The sequence below is a fragment of the Streptomyces sp. NPDC033178 genome (assembly GCF_055577685.1).
On the sequence record NZ_JBVIPT010000029.1, the window covers coordinates 1 to 16,118 of the forward strand.

The following is a 16,118-nucleotide window of genomic DNA, read 5'->3' on the forward strand; positions in this document are numbered from 1 at the left end:
TTTTTGGCACGCTGTTGAGTTCTCAAGGAACGGACGCTTCCTTCGTACTCACCCGAGAGACTCTCTCGCGGCTTTCCTCCGGGCGCTTCCCTTCGGTCTTGCGTTTCCGACTCTATCAGACCGTTTTCCGATCCGATTTCCTCGGTGCTTTCCAGGTTTTCGCTTTCGCGTTTCCCTTTCCGGCGACTCCGACTTTATCAGAAGTTCTGAGTCGGAATTCCCGCCCCGGTCTGGGTGGTCCGGACGCACAGTTGCGCCGGGTTCCCCTTCAGGCGGAGCCGTAAACGTACTGGAGCGGGGCGCCCCGATGCAAATCGAGGGGCCCCGCTCCGGGTTCACGCGTACGAGGTGCTCAAACCTCGACCACGACCGGCAGGATCATCGGCCGGCGGCGGTAGTTGTCGGAGACCCATTTGCCCAGCGTGCGGCGGATGAGCTGCTGCATCTGGTGGGGTTCGACGACGCCGTCCTGGGCCGACCTCTCCAGGACCTCGTTGATCCTCGGGAGGACGTCGGCGAAGGCTGAGTCGTCGATGCCCGAGCCGCGAGCCTGGATGTGCGGACCGCCGGTGATCTTGCCCGTGCTGGAGTCCATCACCACGAAGACCGAGATGATGCCCTCGTCTCCGAGGATCTTGCGGTCCTTGAGCGCGGGCTCGCCGACATCGCCGACCGAGAGGCCGTCGACGTACACGTATCCCGCCTGGACCTTGCCGGAGATCCTGGCCTTGCCTTCGACGAGGTCGACGACGACGCCGTCCTCGGCGATGACGATCCGGTCGTGCGGGACGCCGGTGAGCGCGCCCAGCTCGGCGTTGGCGCGCAGGTGGCGCCATTCGCCGTGGACCGGCATCAGGTTGCGCGGCTTGCAGATGTTGTAGAAGTACAGGAGCTCGCCCGCGGACGCGTGGCCCGAGACGTGCACCTTGGCGTTGCCCTTGTGGACGACGTTGGCGCCCCAACGGGTCAGGCCGTTGATGACGCGGTAGACCGCGTTCTCGTTGCCCGGGATGAGCGACGACGCCAGGATCACCGTGTCGCCCTGGACGATGCGGATCTGGTGGTCGCGGTTCGCCATGCGGGACAGCGCGGCCATCGGCTCGCCCTGTGAGCCCGTACAGACGAGGACGATCTCGCGCTCCGGGAGGTCGTCGAGTGTCTTGACGTCGACGACCAGGCCCGGCGGGACCTTCAGATAGCCCAGGTCTCTCGCGATGCCCATGTTGCGGACCATCGAGCGGCCGACGAAGGCGACCCGGCGGCCGTATTCGTGAGCGGCGTCGAGGATCTGCTGGATGCGGTGGACGTGGCTGGCGAAGCTGGCCACGATGATCCGCTTGCTGGCGCCGGCGAAGACCTGGCGCAGCACGTTCGAGATGTCGCGCTCGGGCGGGACGAAGCCCGGGACCTCTGCGTTCGTCGAGTCCGAGAGGAGGAGGTCGATGCCCTCCTCACTCAGGCGCGCGAACGCGTGTAGATCTGTGAGACGACCGTCCAGCGGAAGCTGGTCCATCTTGAAGTCGCCGGTGTGGACGACCATGCCCGCGGGGGTGCGGATGGCGACCGCGAGGGCGTCCGGGATGGAGTGGTTGACCGCGACGAACTCGCAGTCGAAGGGACCGATGCGCTCTCGGTGGCCCTCCGCGACTTCGAGCGTGTACGGACGGATGCGGTGCTCTTGGAGCTTCGCCTCGATGAGGGCGAGAGTCAGCTTGGAGCCGATGAGCGGGATGTCCGGCTTCTCGCGCAGGAGAAAGGGGACGCCGCCGATGTGGTCCTCGTGACCATGGGTGAGGACGATGCCCTCGATGTCGTCGAGGCGGTCCCTGACGGAAGTGAAGTCCGGCAGGATCAGGTCGATTCCGGGCTGCTCCTCCTCCGGGAAGAGCACGCCGCAGTCGACGATCAGAAGGCGGCCCCCGTACTCGAAGACCGTCATGTTTCGGCCGATTTCACCGAGGCCGCCGAGCGGGGTGACCCGCAGGCCGCCCTTCGGGAGGGCCGGCGGAGCGGCGAGTTCAGGATGCGGATGACTCAAAAGACTCTCCTCACCACGCGCGCCACGTACCTGGCAGGGCACGTGGCGCGCGTGACGTTCGTGCAGTAGCAGTTGTCTGGTGGTGCAGGCCCTCCGGCCTGCGGGTCGTGCGTATTCAGTTGTGAAGTCTGTGGTTAGAGCTGTACCCCGCCGGCAGCAAGATCGATCTTGAGCTGGGCGGTCTCCTCGGGTGACAGGCCGACCATGGGCAGACGCAGCGGTCCGGCGGGCAGGCCCTGGAGGGCGAGCGCGGCCTTGGTCGTCATGACGCCCTGGGTGCGGAACATGCCGGTGAAGACCGGGAGCAGCTTCTGGTGGATCTCGGTGGCCTTCTGGACGTCGCCGCTGACGTACGCGTCGATCATGTCCCGTAGCTCGGGGGTGACGACGTGACCGACGACGGAGACGAAGCCGACCGCGCCCACGGAGAGCAGCGGCAGGTTCAGCATGTCGTCGCCGGAGTACCAGGCGAGGCCGGAGCTGGCGATGGCCCAGCTGGCGCGGCCCAGGTCGCCCTTGGCGTCCTTGTTGGCGACGATACGCGGGTGCTCGGCCAGACGCACCAGCGTTTCCGTGTTGATCGGGACACCGCTGCGGCCGGGGATGTCGTAGAGCATCACCGGCAGTTCGGTCGCGTCGGCGATGACCTTGAAGTGCTGGTACAGGCCCTCCTGCGGGGGCTTGTTGTAGTACGGCGTGACGGTCAGGAGACCGTGTGCGCCGACCTTCTCGGCCGACCGGGCGAGCTCGACGCTGTGGCGCGTGTCGTTCGTGCCGACGCCCGCGACGACGTGGGCGCGGTCGCCGACCGCCTCCAGTACGGCTCGTACGAGATCCGCTTTCTCCGCGTTGCTGGTGGTCGGGGACTCGCCGGTGGTGCCGTTGACGATCAGGCCGTCGTTGCCTGCGTCCACCAGGTGGGTGGCGAGCCGCTGAGCGCCGTCGAGGTCGAGTGCGCCGTCCGCCGCGAAGGGCGTGACCATGGCGGTGAGGACCCGCCCGAAGGGGGTCTGCGGAGTGGAGGTCGGAGCCATGGGTAACACGCTACTCGCTGCTCAACGTGCGGTCTGCCCTCGGGGGCGGCGACAAGTCACGACAAAGGAGGAGCCCGGCACTGCCTGCTCGGGGGTTCAAGCAGTGCCGGGTCCGTTTGATCAGGCTAGATGAACTTCTCGAAATGCCGCAATACGGACACTTCGCATGGTTGACCCGTACACATGTGCCCGACCGGGTGACGGAGGTGCGCTACGGCGCCACGCGCCCGTTGCCATTGAAGGCGGCGTACGTGAGGGGCATGAGCCGAGCCCATTCCGCCTCCATCTTCTCGCCGACCATCTCGATCTCCCGCTGGGGGAAGGACGGGACCTTCGCCAGCTCGTGCTGAGTGCGCAGGCCGAGGAAGTGCATCAGCGAGCGGGCGTTGCACGTCGCGTACATCGACGAGAAGAGGCCGACCGGGAGGACCGCACGGGCGACCTCGCGGGCCACGCCGGCGGCGAGCATCTCCTGGTACGCCTCGTACGCCCGGCGGTACGAGTCCTCCATGACCCGGCCCGTCAGCTCCTGCTGGGCCTGGGTGCCCTCCACGAAGACGTACTTGCCGGGGCGGCCCTCCTGGACCAGCTTGCGGGACTCGCCCGGGACGTAGAAGACCGGCTGGAGCTCCCTGTACCGGCCCGACTCCTCGTTGTACGACCAGCCGACGCGGTGGCGCATGAACTCGCGGAAGACGAAGATCGGGGCGTTGATGAAGAACGTCATCGAGTTGTGCTCGAAGGGGCTGCCGTGCCGATCCCGCATCAGGTAGTTGATCAGGCCCTTCGAGCGCTCCGGGTCCTTCTGCAGCTCTTCCAGGGACTGCTCCCCGACCGTCGAGACGCGGGCGGCGAACAGCACGTCGGAGTCGGAGGCGGTGTGCTTGACCAGCTCGACGGTGACATCGCTGCGGAAACTGGGCTTGAGGTCGTCGGCGGGTGTGTCGGTCACGGCTTGGAGGGTCCTTCCCATCACTGGCTCGGGCGGCGTCCACTCTACGGCCCGGCACTGACAACGGGGCGTTCGGTGCCGTGCCGCGACATTCTTCGCCGAACTTCTGCGAAGTCGGTGAAACCGGGCACCAATTGGGGCTCTCGCTCGTCTGTATTGGTGACAGCGATTCGTTCGAGTCGCCTGTTCCGTCAGATCCCGTTCGAGCCTCCAGAGGAGAAGCGCACTTCATGTTTCGTCGGCGCGAGCCCGTTCCGTTCGCCTTCATCGCCGAAGCCGACAGGTTCCGCAGCAATGTCACTCCCCCACCGCGTCAGCGGGCCTCCGCCGGTGAGCTGGCGGGTCGATGGCTCATAGGCCTCACCGTGGTCGCAGGCCTCGTGGGCTCCCTGCTCATAGGGACGCCTGCCCTGTCGGCCGACACCTCACCTGCGCATACGCAACAGTCGGACGCGTCGCAGGGCCGTTGACTCCTCCACCGCCCGGATGGCCTGGGAGCACCCCCATGGACCCCCGAGGGTGGTGACCGGAGATCCCGCTAGGTAGCCTCACCGGGCATAGTCCATGCGTGGATTGAGTGAGGATCAGTCGTGCCCCTGCCCTTTCTGACCGCCGATCGCGCTTTCGACGAGGCGGGCGAGGATCTCGCGCTGCCGTTCGACGACCGCGACCAGTGGCGACGCCCCTACCGGCCCGGACCGTGGCGCGTCGCCGCGGCGGCGCTTCTGCTGCTGCTCGCGTCGTATGTGCTGTTCGCGGCGGTCATCGTCGCGGCGGCCGGCAACCGCTCCGGTGGAGCGGTCTTCCTGGGGCTCGCGGCGCTCGTCATCGTGTGTGCCCTGCGGCTGCTGCGTATGGGCGCGTGGGTGAGCGCGTACGGGCTGCGCCGGGTCCGTTTCCTCGTCACGAGCACGGCTCCCTGGGCGAAGGTCCAGACGGTGCGGACGGTCCAGCAGCCGGTGCGCTGGCTCGGGCTGCCGCGCACCGTGCAGGGGCAGGCGCTCGTCCTCGTCAGCAGCGACCGCTCCGGTGCCGAGCCGACACAGCTGCTCACCACGCACAACGCGGACTTCCTCGGGCGCCCCGACGCGTTCGACCGGGCCGCGGACGGTGTCGAGGTGTGGGCGGACGAGTACCGCGGGCACGCCTGACCGTCGGCGCACACAGTCAGTCGACACGGCGAAGGGGCCGGTCCGCGGGTGCGGACCGGCCCCTTCGCCGTGTCTGTGTGCGTGCCTCAGGCCCGTACGGATTTCCCGTCGTGCAGGGCGATGGCGTGCTGCATCGCCTTGCGGGCCCGGGGGGTGTCGCGGGCGTCGTGGTAGGCGATGGCCAGCCGGAACCAGCTGCGCCAGTCGTCGGGGGCGTCCTCGGTCTCGGCCTTGCGCCTGGCGAAGACCTCGTCGGCCGAGTCGCGGTCGATCCGGCCGGCCGGGGTGCGCTTCAACTCGTCGACGGGCAGGCCGCCTTCGGCGTCGAGCTCGGCGGCGAGCCGGTTGGCCTTCTTGACGAACTCGGTGTTCTTCCAGAGGAACCAGATGCCGATCACCGGAAGGATGAGCACGGCCACACCGAAGGTGACGGTGAGGAGGGTGCCGCTCTGTATGAGCATCACCCCGCGGCTGCCGACCAGGACGAAGTAGACGACCAGGACGGCGGCCGTGACGGCGTATGTGATCTTCGCACCCATGGCGGTTACTTCAGGTCCAGGAAGTGTTCCAGGCCGAAGGTGAGGCCCGGGGTGTCCACGACGCGGCGCACGCCGAGCAGGATGCCCGGCATGAAGCTGCTGTGGTGGAGGGAGTCGTGGCGGACGGTGAGGGTCTCGCCCTCGGCGCCAAGCAGTACCTCCTGGTGGGCCAGCAGACCGCGCAGGCGCACCGAGTGCACCGGGACACCGTCGACGTCCGCGCCGCGGGCGCCGTCCAGCGCCGTGACCGTGGCGTCGGGCTGAGGTGCGCTGTCCGCCCGCTGCCGGGCGGCGGCGATGAGCTGGGCGGTGCGGTGGGCGGTGCCGCTCGGGGCGTCCACCTTGTTCGGGTGGTGCAGTTCGATGACCTCGACGGACTCGAAGTACGGCGCGGCCACCTCCGCGAACTTCATCGTGAGAACGGCGCCGATGGAGAAGTTCGGGGCGATGAGCACGCCCGTCTCCGGTGACGCGGCGAGCGAGGTGTTCAGCTGCGCGAGGCGCTCGTCGGTCCAGCCCGTCGTACCGACCACGGCGTGGATGCCGTGGCGGACGCAGAAGTCGAGGTTGCCCATGACCGAGGCGGGCGTGGTGAGTTCGACGACGACCTGGGCGCCGGCGTCGACCAGCGTCTCCAGTTTGTCCTCGCGGCCGAGGGCGGCCACCAGTTCCAGGTCCTCGGCCGCCTCGACGGCTCGTACGGCCTCGGATCCGATACGGCCCTTGGCACCGAGGACCGCCACGCGCAGCTTGCTCATCTTCTTGCTTCCTTACCGGATTCGGGGGTTACGCAACCGCTTCGTGCAGACGGGAAGCCTGTTTGTCCTTCAGCGGGCCGATGACCGACAGCGAGGGCCGCTGTCCCAGGATCTCGCGGGCCACCTCCCGTACGTCGTCCGGGGTGACCGAGGCGATCCGGGTCAGCATGTCGTCGACGGACATCTGCTCGCCCCAGCACAGCTCGCTCTTGCCGATACGGTTCATCAGCGCGCCCGTGTCCTCCAAACCGAGGACCGTGGAGCCGCGGAGCTGGCCGATGGCGCGGCCGATCTCGTCGTCCGACAGGCCGTGCTCGGCGACCTGGTCGAGTTCGTCCCGGCAGATCTTCAGCACGTCGTGGACCTGGCTGGGCCGGCAGCCCGCGTACACACCGAAGAGACCGCAGTCGGCGAAGCCCGAGGTGTACGAGTACACGCTGTAGGCGAGGCCGCGCTTCTCGCGGACCTCCTGGAAGAGGCGGGAGGACATGCCGCCGCCCAGCGCGGTGTTCAGGACGCCCAGGGCCCAGCGGCGCTCGTCCGTGCGGGCCAGGCCCGGCATGCCGAGCACGATGTGGGCCTGCTCGGTCTTGCGGCCGAGGAGCTCGACACGGCCGGCCGTACGGATGGAGCGGGAGCCGTCGCGTGGGGCGATCGGGGCCGCGTCCGGTTGCCTGAGGGCGCCCGACTTCTCGAAGGCGGCGCGGACCTGGCGTACGACCTTGTTGTGGTCGACGTTTCCGGCGGCGGCGACCACGAGGTGGGTCGGGTCGTAGTGCTTCTTGTAGAAGCGGCGGATGCGGTCCGCACTGAGGGCGTTGACGGTGTCGACCGTGCCGAGGACCGGGCGGCCGAGGGGGGTGTCGCCGAGCATGGTGTGCGCGAACAGGTCGTGCACGCAGTCGCCCGGGTCGTCCTCCGTCATGGCGATCTCTTCGAGGATCGCGCCCCGCTCGACGTTCACGTCCTCTTCGAGGATCAGCGAGCCCGTGAGCATGTCGCAGACGACGTCGATGGCGAGCGGGAGGTCGGTGTCGAGCACGCGTGCGTAGTAGCACGTGTACTCCTTCGCCGTGAAGGCGTTCATCTCGCCGCCGACCGCGTCGATGGCGGAGGAGATGTCCAGGGCGCTGCGCTTCTGCGTGCCCTTGAAGAGGAGGTGTTCCAGGTAGTGCGTGGCGCCGTTCAGAGCCGGCGTCTCGTCGCGCGAGCCGACGTGCGCCCAGATGCCGAAGGTGGCTGAGCGCACGGAGGGCAGGGTTTCGGTGACGACGCGCAGGCCGCCCGGGAGGGTGGTCTTGCGGACCGTACCGATGCCGTTCTCGCCCTTGATCAGGGTTTGGGTACGGGCGACGGCCCGCGCCTCCGAGGAGGTGCGGGCCGTCGCCGTGGAGTTACTTGATGTCACTTGTCGCCCGCAGCGGAGCTGCTGTCGGATGCAGCGTCCTTCTTCTCATCGTCGCCTTCGCCCTCGATCACGGGGATCAGGGAGAGCTTGCCGCGGGAGTCGATCTCGGCGATCTCGACCTGGACCTTGGAGCCCACGCCAACGACGTCCTCGACGTTCTCCACGCGCTTGCCGCCGGCGAGCTTGCGGATCTGCGAGATGTGCAGCAGACCGTCCTTGCCCGGGAGCAGCGACACGAACGCACCGAAGGTCGTCGTCTTCACGACGGTGCCCAGGTAGCGCTCGCCGACCTCCGGCATGGTCGGGTTGGCGATGCCGTTGATCACTGCACGAGCGGCCTCGGCCTGCGAGCCCTGCGCGGCACCGATGTAGATGGTGCCGTCGTCCTCGATCGTGATGTCGGCGCCGGTGTCCTCCTGGATCTGGTTGATCATCTTGCCCTTCGGGCCGATGACCTCACCGATCTTGTCCACGGGGATCTTGACCGTGATGATCCGCGGGGCGTTCGGGGACATCTCGTCCGGCGTGTCGATCGCTTCCATCATCACGTCGAGGATGTGGAGGCGGGCGTCACGGGCCTGCTTGAGGGCCGCGGCCAGCACGGAGGCCGGGATGCCGTCCAGCTTGGTGTCGAGCTGGAGGGCGGTCACGAACTCCTTGGTGCCGGCGACCTTGAAGTCCATGTCGCCGAAGGCGTCCTCCGCACCGAGGATGTCGGTGAGGGCGACGTAGTGCGTCTCGCCGTTGATCTCCTGGGAGATCAGACCCATGGCGATACCGGCGACGGGGGCCTTCAGCGGCACACCGGCGTTGAGCAGCGACATGGTGGAGGCGCAGACCGAGCCCATGGACGTCGAGCCGTTGGAGCCGAGGGCCTCGGACACCTGACGGATCGCGTACGGGAAGTCCTCGCGCGAGGGCAGGACCGGGACGATCGCACGCTCGGCGAGGGCGCCGTGGCCGATCTCGCGGCGCTTCGGGGAGCCGACGCGGCCGGTCTCGCCCACGGAGTAGGGCGGGAAGTTGTAGTTGTGCATGTAGCGCTTGCGGGTCACCGGGGAAAGGGTGTCCAGCTGCTGCTCCATCCGGAGCATGTTGAGGGTGGTGACGCCCAGGATCTGGGTCTCGCCACGCTCGAACAGCGCCGAGCCGTGCACGCGCGGGATGGCCTCGACCTCGGCGGCGAGCGTACGGATGTCCGTGACGCCGCGGCCGTCGATGCGGACCTTGTCCTTGATGACGCGCTCACGGACCAGGGACTTGGTCAGCGAGCGGTACGCGGCGGAGATCTCCTTCTCGCGGCCCTCGAACTGCGGGAGCAGCTTCTCGGCGGCGATCTCCTTGACGCGGTCCAGCTCGGCCTCGCGGTCCTGCTTGCCGGCGATGGTGAGCGCCTGGGAGAGCTCGCTCTTGACCGCCGCGGTCAGGGCCTCCAGGACGTCGTCCTGGTAGTCGAGGAAGACCGGGAACTCGCCGGTGGGCTTCGCGGCCTTGGCGGCGAGGTCGGCCTGGGCCTTGCAGAGCACCTTGATGAAGGGCTTCGCGGCGTCCAGACCGGAGGCGACGATCTCCTCGGTCGGCGCCTCGGCGCCGCCCGCGACCAGCGCGATGGTCTTCTCGGTGGCCTCGGCCTCGACCATCATGATCGCGACGTCGCCGTCCTCCAGGACACGACCGGCGACGACCATGTCGAAGACGGCGTCCTCGAGCTCGGTGTGCGTCGGGAACGCGACCCACTGGCCGTTGATCAGCGCGACGCGGACGCCGCCGATCGGGCCGGAGAAGGGCAGACCGGCCAGCTGGGTCGACGCGGAGGCGGCGTTGATCGCCACGACGTCGTACAGGTGGTCGGGGTTGAGCGCCATGATCGTGGCGACGACCTGGATCTCGTTGCGCAGGCCCTTCTTGAAGGACGGGCGCAGCGGGCGGTCGATCAGGCGGCAGGTGAGGATCGCGTCCTCGGAGGGCCGGCCCTCACGACGGAAGAAGGAACCGGGGATCTTCCCGGCCGCGTACATACGCTCCTCGACGTCCACCGTGAGGGGGAAGAAGTCGAGGTTCTCCTTGGGCTTCTTGGAGGCAGTGGTGGCCGACAGCACCATGGTGTCGTCGTCCAGATACGCCACGGCGGAGCCTGCGGCCTGCTTGGCCAGGCGGCCCGTCTCGAAGCGGATGGTGCGGGTGCCGAAGGTTCCGTTGTCGATAACGGCCTCGGCGTAGTGGGTCTCGTTCTCCACTAGCGTTTTCTCCGATACTTTTCGTCTTTCGTCCCGTCCTGCCCGTGTGGCAGGGGGACGCTTCTGCGGAGAAGCGCGCCTTCTGGTGCGGGCCGGTCTTCGATCGAAGCACCCGGGGTTCGCATCGCCCGGGAGCCACTACCGAGGACCGGCGGCGGCGAGGTGCACTTCATCCTCGTGATATTGCGTTGTGCTACCACACTACAAAGGTGCGGTGACACTCCGCACGTACAGCAAAGGGAGCGGCCCCCTAAGAGTGGGAACCGCTCCCTTCACGGCGTCTTACTTGGCGCCCGCCGCACCGCGGCGGATGCCCAGGCGGTCGACCAGCGCACGGAAGCGCTGGATGTCCTTCTTCGCCAGGTACTGCAGGAGGCGACGGCGCTGACCGACCAGGATGAGCAGACCACGACGGGAGTGGTGGTCGTGCTTGTGGGTCTTGAGGTGCTCGGTCAGGTCCGAGATACGGCGCGAGAGCATCGCGACCTGGACCTCGGGGGAGCCGGTGTCGCCCTCCTTCTGACCGAACTCGGTGATGAGCTGCTTCTTCGTTGCGGCGTCGAGCGACACGCGTACTCCTCGTAGTCTTTGAGTAGCCACCGAGTGCCCCTGGTCCACATCTCAGGGGAGCTTCCGTAACTCGGGAGGCGGGGATCCGCTGGGCGCGTCCTCCAGGGCCCTTGAGGGGCGGTCCGGGGGTGCGTACACATACGGCCGTCACACAGCGTACCAGGAGGTAGGGGTCCCACCGACCGGGGTTCCCGGAGTCCGGGGAGGCCGGGGGCGGTCCCAGTAGGGTGACGCGACAGTTCGTTCGTCAGGTCGGGGCCGTACGTCGGACGCGTACGTCGGGAAGGGGTCGCTTCGTCATGGCCGAGGCAGAGGACAAGGACGTCAAGGCGCGCAAGGAGCGGGAGAAGAACGAGCTCTACGCCCTCGACATCTCGGGTGTCGAATGGCAGAGCGCGCCGGGCACGGAGGAACACGAGGAGCGGGTCGAGATCGCGTACCTGCCCGGGGGTGCAGTGGCCATGCGGTCGTCCCTCGACCCGGACACGGTCCTGCGGTACACGGAGGCGGAGTGGCGGGCCTTCGTCCTGGGGGCGCGGGACGGCGAGTTCGATCTGGAGCCGGCGCCGCACAACGGCGGGGTTTCGGCGGAGTAGCGGAGCAGGGGAGCAGTCGCCTTCGAACGCGCGGGGGCCGGTGGCTTGTATGCCACCGGTCCCCTTTGTTGTGTCGCGGTACCGCCTTGTTGTGTCCGAGCGCTGCACGGAGGGGTGGATTCGCGCTTCTTAAGCGCGCTTTTGTCCACTTTGCCGTCCGTACAAGGCCGTTCATACGTCACTTCTGCGCAGGGTGTGACGTAGTGGGTGGGACCGGAGGGGTGGACGGGCCTGCCGTGGGGGTGGTTGTGGTGATTAGGCTGGGGTGGGCGCGGCAGCAGAACCCGGGGACGGGGCCGCCGCGTCGGACAGGGGGAGCCGGGGCGCGACGGACGGCCTCGGACGATCGGAACGGTCGCCCCAGCTCGGTATGAGGGTGCTCGACCACACCAGGAGGAATTGTGAACAGCGATCGGGACGGGATCCGCGGGGGCTGGGCCACACCCGGCGATGACCAGTCCGACGCGGAGTCCGCCGTCGAGACGACGGGCGAGTTCACCATCGACTACGCCCCTCCCGCCTGGTACACGCAGAACGCGTCGGGGAGTTCGGACGGGGCTTCGCCGGCTCCGGTCGAGGAGGAGTCGGACGAGGCGGAGGTCTCGGACGGGTCCGAGGGCGACGGGGCTGCGGGTGCGGCTGCAGGGACGAGGGCGGGGGCGGGGGCACCCGAGGCGCCTGCGGTTTCGCCGGCTTCCGTGCCCACTTTCGCGCCTGGAGCTCCTTTCGCTCCGCCTACTGCTGTTCCTCCCTCGCCTGTTCCCCCCTCTGCTCCTGACGGTGGTCCGGGTGCCGTTCCGCGGTTGCCCGTGGGGAGTGGGTTCGAGCCTCAGGCCCCCGCTCCTGTCCCGCCCTCTGCGGGTCCCGCCGGTCTGCCGAATCTGCCGAACCTCCAGGCTCCGCCGGTGACGCCTCCGGATGAGACCGAGGAGGACAGCGGGGACATCGAGAGCGGCGCCACCATGCGGATCTCCGCTGTCGCCGTGAAGCGGGAGGTCTCGGAGCGGGCCGACGCCGAAGCCGCGGCTTCGGACGAGGTCGCCACCGACGACGCCCAGAGGTCCGACGAGGCCTCCGACACGGGTGTCGACGCGGAGGTCGTCGAGGTGGCGTTCGGGCGCGAGTCCGATGACGACGACGGTGTGGACGTCGTCGACGACGTCGACGACGTGGATGGCGTGGATGGCGTTGACGAGGGAGCCGAGGTGGCGGCCTCGGAAGGCGTGGCCGCGGCTTCCGGTCAGGCCCAGGCGCCGGACGAGGTCGAAGCGACTGACACAACCGACGCGACCGACGAAGACACGGACGCCGTCGCGGACGATTCCGCGGGGGTCGTCGAATTGCACCAGGTTGACGTCGACGCGGAGGACCCCGTCGGCGTCAGCGATGCCGTGCCCGTGGCGGACTACGAACCCCAGGACGCGGAGCCGAGGGATGCGGCCCCGGAGACGGACGCCGATTCGGACTCCGAGCCGGAGGATGCTCCGCCCGCGAGTCAGGCAGAGCCTCAGGACGCCGAACCGCAAGACGCCGGGCCTCAGGACGCGGAGCCGCAGGATGTAGTGCCCGAGCCCGCCGCGGACGTGGCCGACGCCGTGCAGGACACGCCTCCCGCGTGGGCTCCGCCGCCCGTGCCGCAGGGCGGGCTTCCGCCGTTGCCGCCCTCGTACCAGCCTGCCGCGCCCGCTTCGGCCGCTCAGTGGCCCGCGTCCGCGGAGAATGAGGGCGGGCCGTCTGCGGCGGAGGCTCCGGCTCAGCCGTCCGTACCGCCGCAAGGGCAGCAGCCCTTCCAGCCGCAGGCTCCGCAGCCTTCGCCGGCGGCCTGGCCTGCCGCGCCCGTCGCGCCTGCCCCGGCCGACACTGCTTCCGCAACCGCGTCGCCCGCCGCTGACGTACCCCCGTCGGCGTCGGCCTCCGCTGCTCCGGCGGCTCCCGGGCAGCCGGGCGGTTACGGATTCCCGCAGTTCAGCGCCCCGGGCACCGCTCCCGGTCCGCAGGACAGCATTCCCCGTGCCGCTCCGGAGCCCCAGGACAGCATCCCTGGTACGGCCCCTGCGGCGCAGGCCTCTCCCGGCTTCCCGCAGCCCGGACCCACGACCGCGCCTCCGGCTCAGGCTCCCGAACCGGCGCCCACGCCCGCGCCGGCGCAGCAGAACCCGGCCCCGGCGCCCCAAGGCGGTTACGGATTCCCGCAGTCCGGCCCCGCCGCCGCCCAGCCCACTCCCCCGGCGCCCCAGGCGCCCCAGGACGGCTACGGCCTCCAGCAGCAGCCGGGCCTTCCCACCCCGCCCCAGCAGCCCGCTGCGGCCCAGCCCGCTCCGCCGGTGCCGAACTCCCCGGCGCAGGCTCCCGGTTACGGGTTCCCGCAGCCGGGTGCTCCGGTTCAGAGCGGGCCCAGCGCACCTGCGCAGCCGCCCACGGGTTACGGGTTCCCCCCACAGGGAACCCCTGCCGCGAGTACGCCCAACACGCCTGGTCCGCAGCCCGGTTACGGGGTCCCGCAGCAGGGCGCTCCGGCGCAGAGCGGGCCCAGTGCACCTGCGCAGCCGCCCGCCGGTTACGGGTTCCCCCCGCCGGGAACCCCCGCCCCGAGCACCCCCAACGCGCCCAGCCCGCAGCCCGGTTACGGATTCCCGCAACCCGGCGCCGCTCCCGCCGCGAACCCCGCGACGCCGCACGTGCCCCACCGGCCGGCCGGAGCCGAAGCCGGATCGGGCTACGGATTCCCGCCGCCCGGGGCGGGGACGCCCAACCCGCCCGCCCAGCCGGGAGGTTACGGCTTCCCGCAGCCGCCGGCCGCCGAGGCCCCGGACCCGGCTCCCGCGCCCCAGGCACCGACCCCGCAGCAGGCAGCCGCACCTCACCAGCCCGTCGCCCAGCCGCCGGCCGCTCAGCCCCTCCCCCACCAGGGGCAGCCCCACCAGCAGCCCGTACCGCACCAGCCGAACGCGGGCGCGGGCCAGCCCGGCGTACCCCAGCCGCAGGCCCACCAACCCCAGCCCCAGGCACACCAGCCGCAGGCTCACCAAGCCCAAGCCCAAGCTCCAGCCCAGCCCCAGGCCCAGCAGCCGCAGCACCAGCCCGGTCAGCAGCCCCCCGTCGACCCCCGTACCGGCACCGCCTGGCCGCAGCCCGTGCAGCACGATCAGCGGCAGCCGACGAATCCGGGGGCGCCGCTCGGCTACACGGCGGCCGTAGAGCTGTCGTCGGACCGGCTGCTCAACAACAAGAAGCAGAAGGCGAAGAGCGGTCGGCCCGCTGCCGGTTCCTCCCGGTTCAAGATCGGCGGGAAGAAGGAGGAGGCCGAGCGGCAGCGCAAGCTCGAACTGATCCGTACGCCGGTGCTGTCGTGCTACCGGATCGCGGTCATCAGCCTCAAGGGCGGTGTCGGCAAGACGACCACGACCACCGCGCTCGGCGCCACGCTGGCCACGGAGCGGCAGGACAAGATCCTCGCCATCGACGCCAACCCGGACGCCGGTACGCTCGGCCGCCGTGTGCGCCGGGAGACCGGGGCCACGATCCGTGACCTCGTCCAGGCGATCCCGTACCTCAACTCGTACATGGACATCCGGCGGTTCACGTCGCAGGCGCCCTCCGGTCTGGAGATCATCGCCAACGACGTCGACCCGGCCGTCTCCACGACGTTCAACGACGAGGACTACCGGCGCGCGATCGACGTGCTCGGCAAGCAGTACCCGATCATCCTCACCGACTCGGGTACGGGCCTGCTCTACAGCGCCATGCGCGGCGTGCTCGACCTCGCCGACCAGCTCATCATCATCTCGACGCCGTCGGTCGACGGTGCCAGCAGCGCCAGTACGACGCTGGACTGGCTGTCGGCGCACGGGTACGCGGATCTGGTGTCGCGGTCCCTGACCGTCATCTCCGGGGTGCGCGAGACCGGCAAGATGATCAAGGTGGACGACATCGTCAGCCACTTCGAGACGCGCTGCCGGGGCGTCATCGTCGTGCCGTTCGACGAGCATCTGGCGGCGGGTGCCGAGGTCAATCTCGACATGATGCGGCCGAAGGTGCGCGAGGCGTACTTCAACCTCTCGGCGCTGGTCGCCGAGGACATCGCGCGGCACCAGCAGTCGCAGGGCCTGTGGACGTCGGACGGCAACCCGCCGCCGGTCGCCGCCCCTCCGATGCCGGGCCAGCCCCTGCCCGGTCAGCCGATGCCGGGACAGCCCACGCCGGGGCAGCCGTATCCGGGCCAGATCCCCCAGCAGGGCCAGCCGCCCGCCCAGCCGGGCCAGCCCTATCCGCCTCAGCAGCACCAGCAGCCTCAGCAGCACCCGAGCCAGCCGTACCCGCAGCCCGGGGCCCAGCCCCAGCACGGGCACGGCGCCCCGCCGCAGCCTGGCGGCTACCCGCAGCCGCCTCAGCAGCAGCACGCCCAGCCCGGCCGGCACGCTCAACCCGGTCAGCCGGGCCAGCCGGGTCACCCCGGCGCCGCGCCCCAGGGCTGGCAGCCCCAGCCCATCCCCGCCCAGCCTGGTCAGCAGCCGGATCAGCCGCGTCAGCCCCAGCCCGGCGCCCCCTTCCAGCAGCCCTCGGCCCCGGTCGCCCCCGGCCAGCCCTTCAACCCCAACGCCCCCGCACCGGCACCCGCGCCGGCCCCGGGCCAGCAGTTCCAGCCGGGGCAGCCCTACCAGCCCTCGCAGGCGGACCAGGCAGCCCAGGACCCTCAGGCTCCCCAAGCTCCCCAGGCCTCCCAGGGTCAGACCCCGCCGCCTCCGCCGCCCCATCAGTAACCGGCGTCACCCGTAACCCATACGGCCGAACTCGCCGCTCCCGTTCCACCCCGAAGGGCCCGCCCCGTATCCCAC

General features: G+C 69.7%; 12 protein-coding genes. 4 read left to right on the forward strand and 8 right to left on the reverse strand.

Annotated features, from left to right (window positions below):
• Nucleotides 1–352: 352 nt before the first annotated feature.
• From ACZ5VQ_RS44995 to thyX, 3 genes are all read right to left on the reverse strand, one after another.
• A complete protein-coding gene (locus ACZ5VQ_RS44995) occupies nucleotides 353–2,038 on the reverse strand; it encodes a ribonuclease J (protein WP_469110049.1) in 1,686 nt (561 codons plus the stop codon).
• Nucleotides 2,039–2,172: 134 nt separating this feature from the next.
• Entirely contained in the window at nucleotides 2,173–3,072 is a 900-nt protein-coding gene (dapA, locus tag ACZ5VQ_RS45000) for a 4-hydroxy-tetrahydrodipicolinate synthase (protein WP_469110050.1), read from the reverse strand.
• 211 nt (nucleotides 3,073–3,283) lie between these two features.
• Nucleotides 3,284–4,024, reverse strand: coding sequence for an FAD-dependent thymidylate synthase (thyX, locus tag ACZ5VQ_RS45005; RefSeq protein ID WP_362084307.1), 741 nt, complete (start codon nucleotides 4,022–4,024; stop codon nucleotides 3,284–3,286).
• A gap of 230 nt (nucleotides 4,025–4,254) precedes the next feature.
• Between thyX and ACZ5VQ_RS45010 the strand changes: the two genes are divergently transcribed.
• Nucleotides 4,255–4,494, forward strand: coding sequence for a hypothetical protein (locus tag ACZ5VQ_RS45010; RefSeq protein ID WP_362084310.1), 240 nt, complete (start codon nucleotides 4,255–4,257; stop codon nucleotides 4,492–4,494).
• A 120-nt stretch (nucleotides 4,495–4,614) separates the two neighbouring features.
• Nucleotides 4,615–5,175, forward strand: coding sequence for a hypothetical protein (locus ACZ5VQ_RS45015; protein ID WP_469110051.1), 561 nt, complete (start codon nucleotides 4,615–4,617; stop codon nucleotides 5,173–5,175).
• Nucleotides 5,176–5,261: 86 nt separating this feature from the next.
• Here ACZ5VQ_RS45015 and ACZ5VQ_RS45020 read toward each other — a convergent pair whose 3' ends face one another.
• The 5 genes from ACZ5VQ_RS45020 to rpsO all read right to left on the reverse strand — a co-directional run bounded on the left by ACZ5VQ_RS45020 (nucleotide 5,262) and on the right by rpsO (nucleotide 10,687).
• Entirely contained in the window at nucleotides 5,262–5,714 is a 453-nt protein-coding gene (locus ACZ5VQ_RS45020; protein WP_469110052.1) for a hypothetical protein, read from the reverse strand.
• Between the two features lie 5 nt (nucleotides 5,715–5,719).
• Nucleotides 5,720–6,472 carry a 4-hydroxy-tetrahydrodipicolinate reductase gene (gene dapB, locus ACZ5VQ_RS45025; RefSeq protein ID WP_362084319.1) on the reverse strand — a complete coding sequence of 251 codons (753 nt, stop codon included), beginning with the start codon at nucleotides 6,470–6,472 and terminating at the stop codon, nucleotides 5,720–5,722.
• Nucleotides 6,473–6,500: 28 nt separating this feature from the next.
• Complete coding sequence (locus ACZ5VQ_RS45030; protein ID WP_469110053.1) at nucleotides 6,501–7,880, reverse strand: M16 family metallopeptidase; 1,380 nt, start codon at nucleotides 7,878–7,880, stop codon at nucleotides 6,501–6,503.
• Nucleotides 7,877–10,117, reverse strand: a complete 2,241-nt coding sequence (locus ACZ5VQ_RS45035; protein ID WP_469110054.1) for a polyribonucleotide nucleotidyltransferase — start codon at nucleotides 10,115–10,117, stop codon at nucleotides 7,877–7,879. Before ACZ5VQ_RS45035 ends, ACZ5VQ_RS45030 begins: the two co-directional genes overlap by 4 nt.
• A gap of 282 nt (nucleotides 10,118–10,399) precedes the next feature.
• Nucleotides 10,400–10,687, reverse strand: a complete 288-nt coding sequence (gene rpsO / locus ACZ5VQ_RS45040) for a 30S ribosomal protein S15 (protein WP_019075416.1) — start codon at nucleotides 10,685–10,687, stop codon at nucleotides 10,400–10,402.
• A gap of 299 nt (nucleotides 10,688–10,986) precedes the next feature.
• Here rpsO and ACZ5VQ_RS45045 point away from each other — a divergent pair, with 299 nt between their 5' ends.
• Both ACZ5VQ_RS45045 and ACZ5VQ_RS45050 read left to right on the forward strand, forming a co-directional pair.
• Nucleotides 10,987–11,283, forward strand: coding sequence for a DUF397 domain-containing protein (locus ACZ5VQ_RS45045; RefSeq protein WP_359720426.1), 297 nt, complete (start codon nucleotides 10,987–10,989; stop codon nucleotides 11,281–11,283).
• Between the two features lie 401 nt (nucleotides 11,284–11,684).
• Nucleotides 11,685–16,043: an SCO5717 family growth-regulating ATPase gene (locus ACZ5VQ_RS45050; protein WP_469110055.1), complete on the forward strand. Its 4,359-nt coding sequence runs from the start codon at nucleotides 11,685–11,687 to the stop codon at nucleotides 16,041–16,043.
• The last annotated feature ends 75 nt before the right edge of the window (nucleotides 16,044–16,118 follow it).

Coding starts and splice junctions, on each gene's coding strand:
- dapA (WP_469110050.1), bottom strand. CDS start 3,072: ATGGCTCCGACCTCCACTCCGCAGACCCCCTTCGGGCGGGTCCTCACC.
- ACZ5VQ_RS45010 (WP_362084310.1), top strand. CDS start 4,255: ATGTTTCGTCGGCGCGAGCCCGTTCCGTTCGCCTTCATCGCCGAAGCC.
- dapB (WP_362084319.1), bottom strand. CDS start 6,472: ATGAGCAAGCTGCGCGTGGCGGTCCTCGGTGCCAAGGGCCGTATCGGA.
- ACZ5VQ_RS45020 (WP_469110052.1), bottom strand. CDS start 5,714: ATGGGTGCGAAGATCACATACGCCGTCACGGCCGCCGTCCTGGTCGTC.
- ACZ5VQ_RS45045 (WP_359720426.1), top strand. CDS start 10,987: ATGGCCGAGGCAGAGGACAAGGACGTCAAGGCGCGCAAGGAGCGGGAG.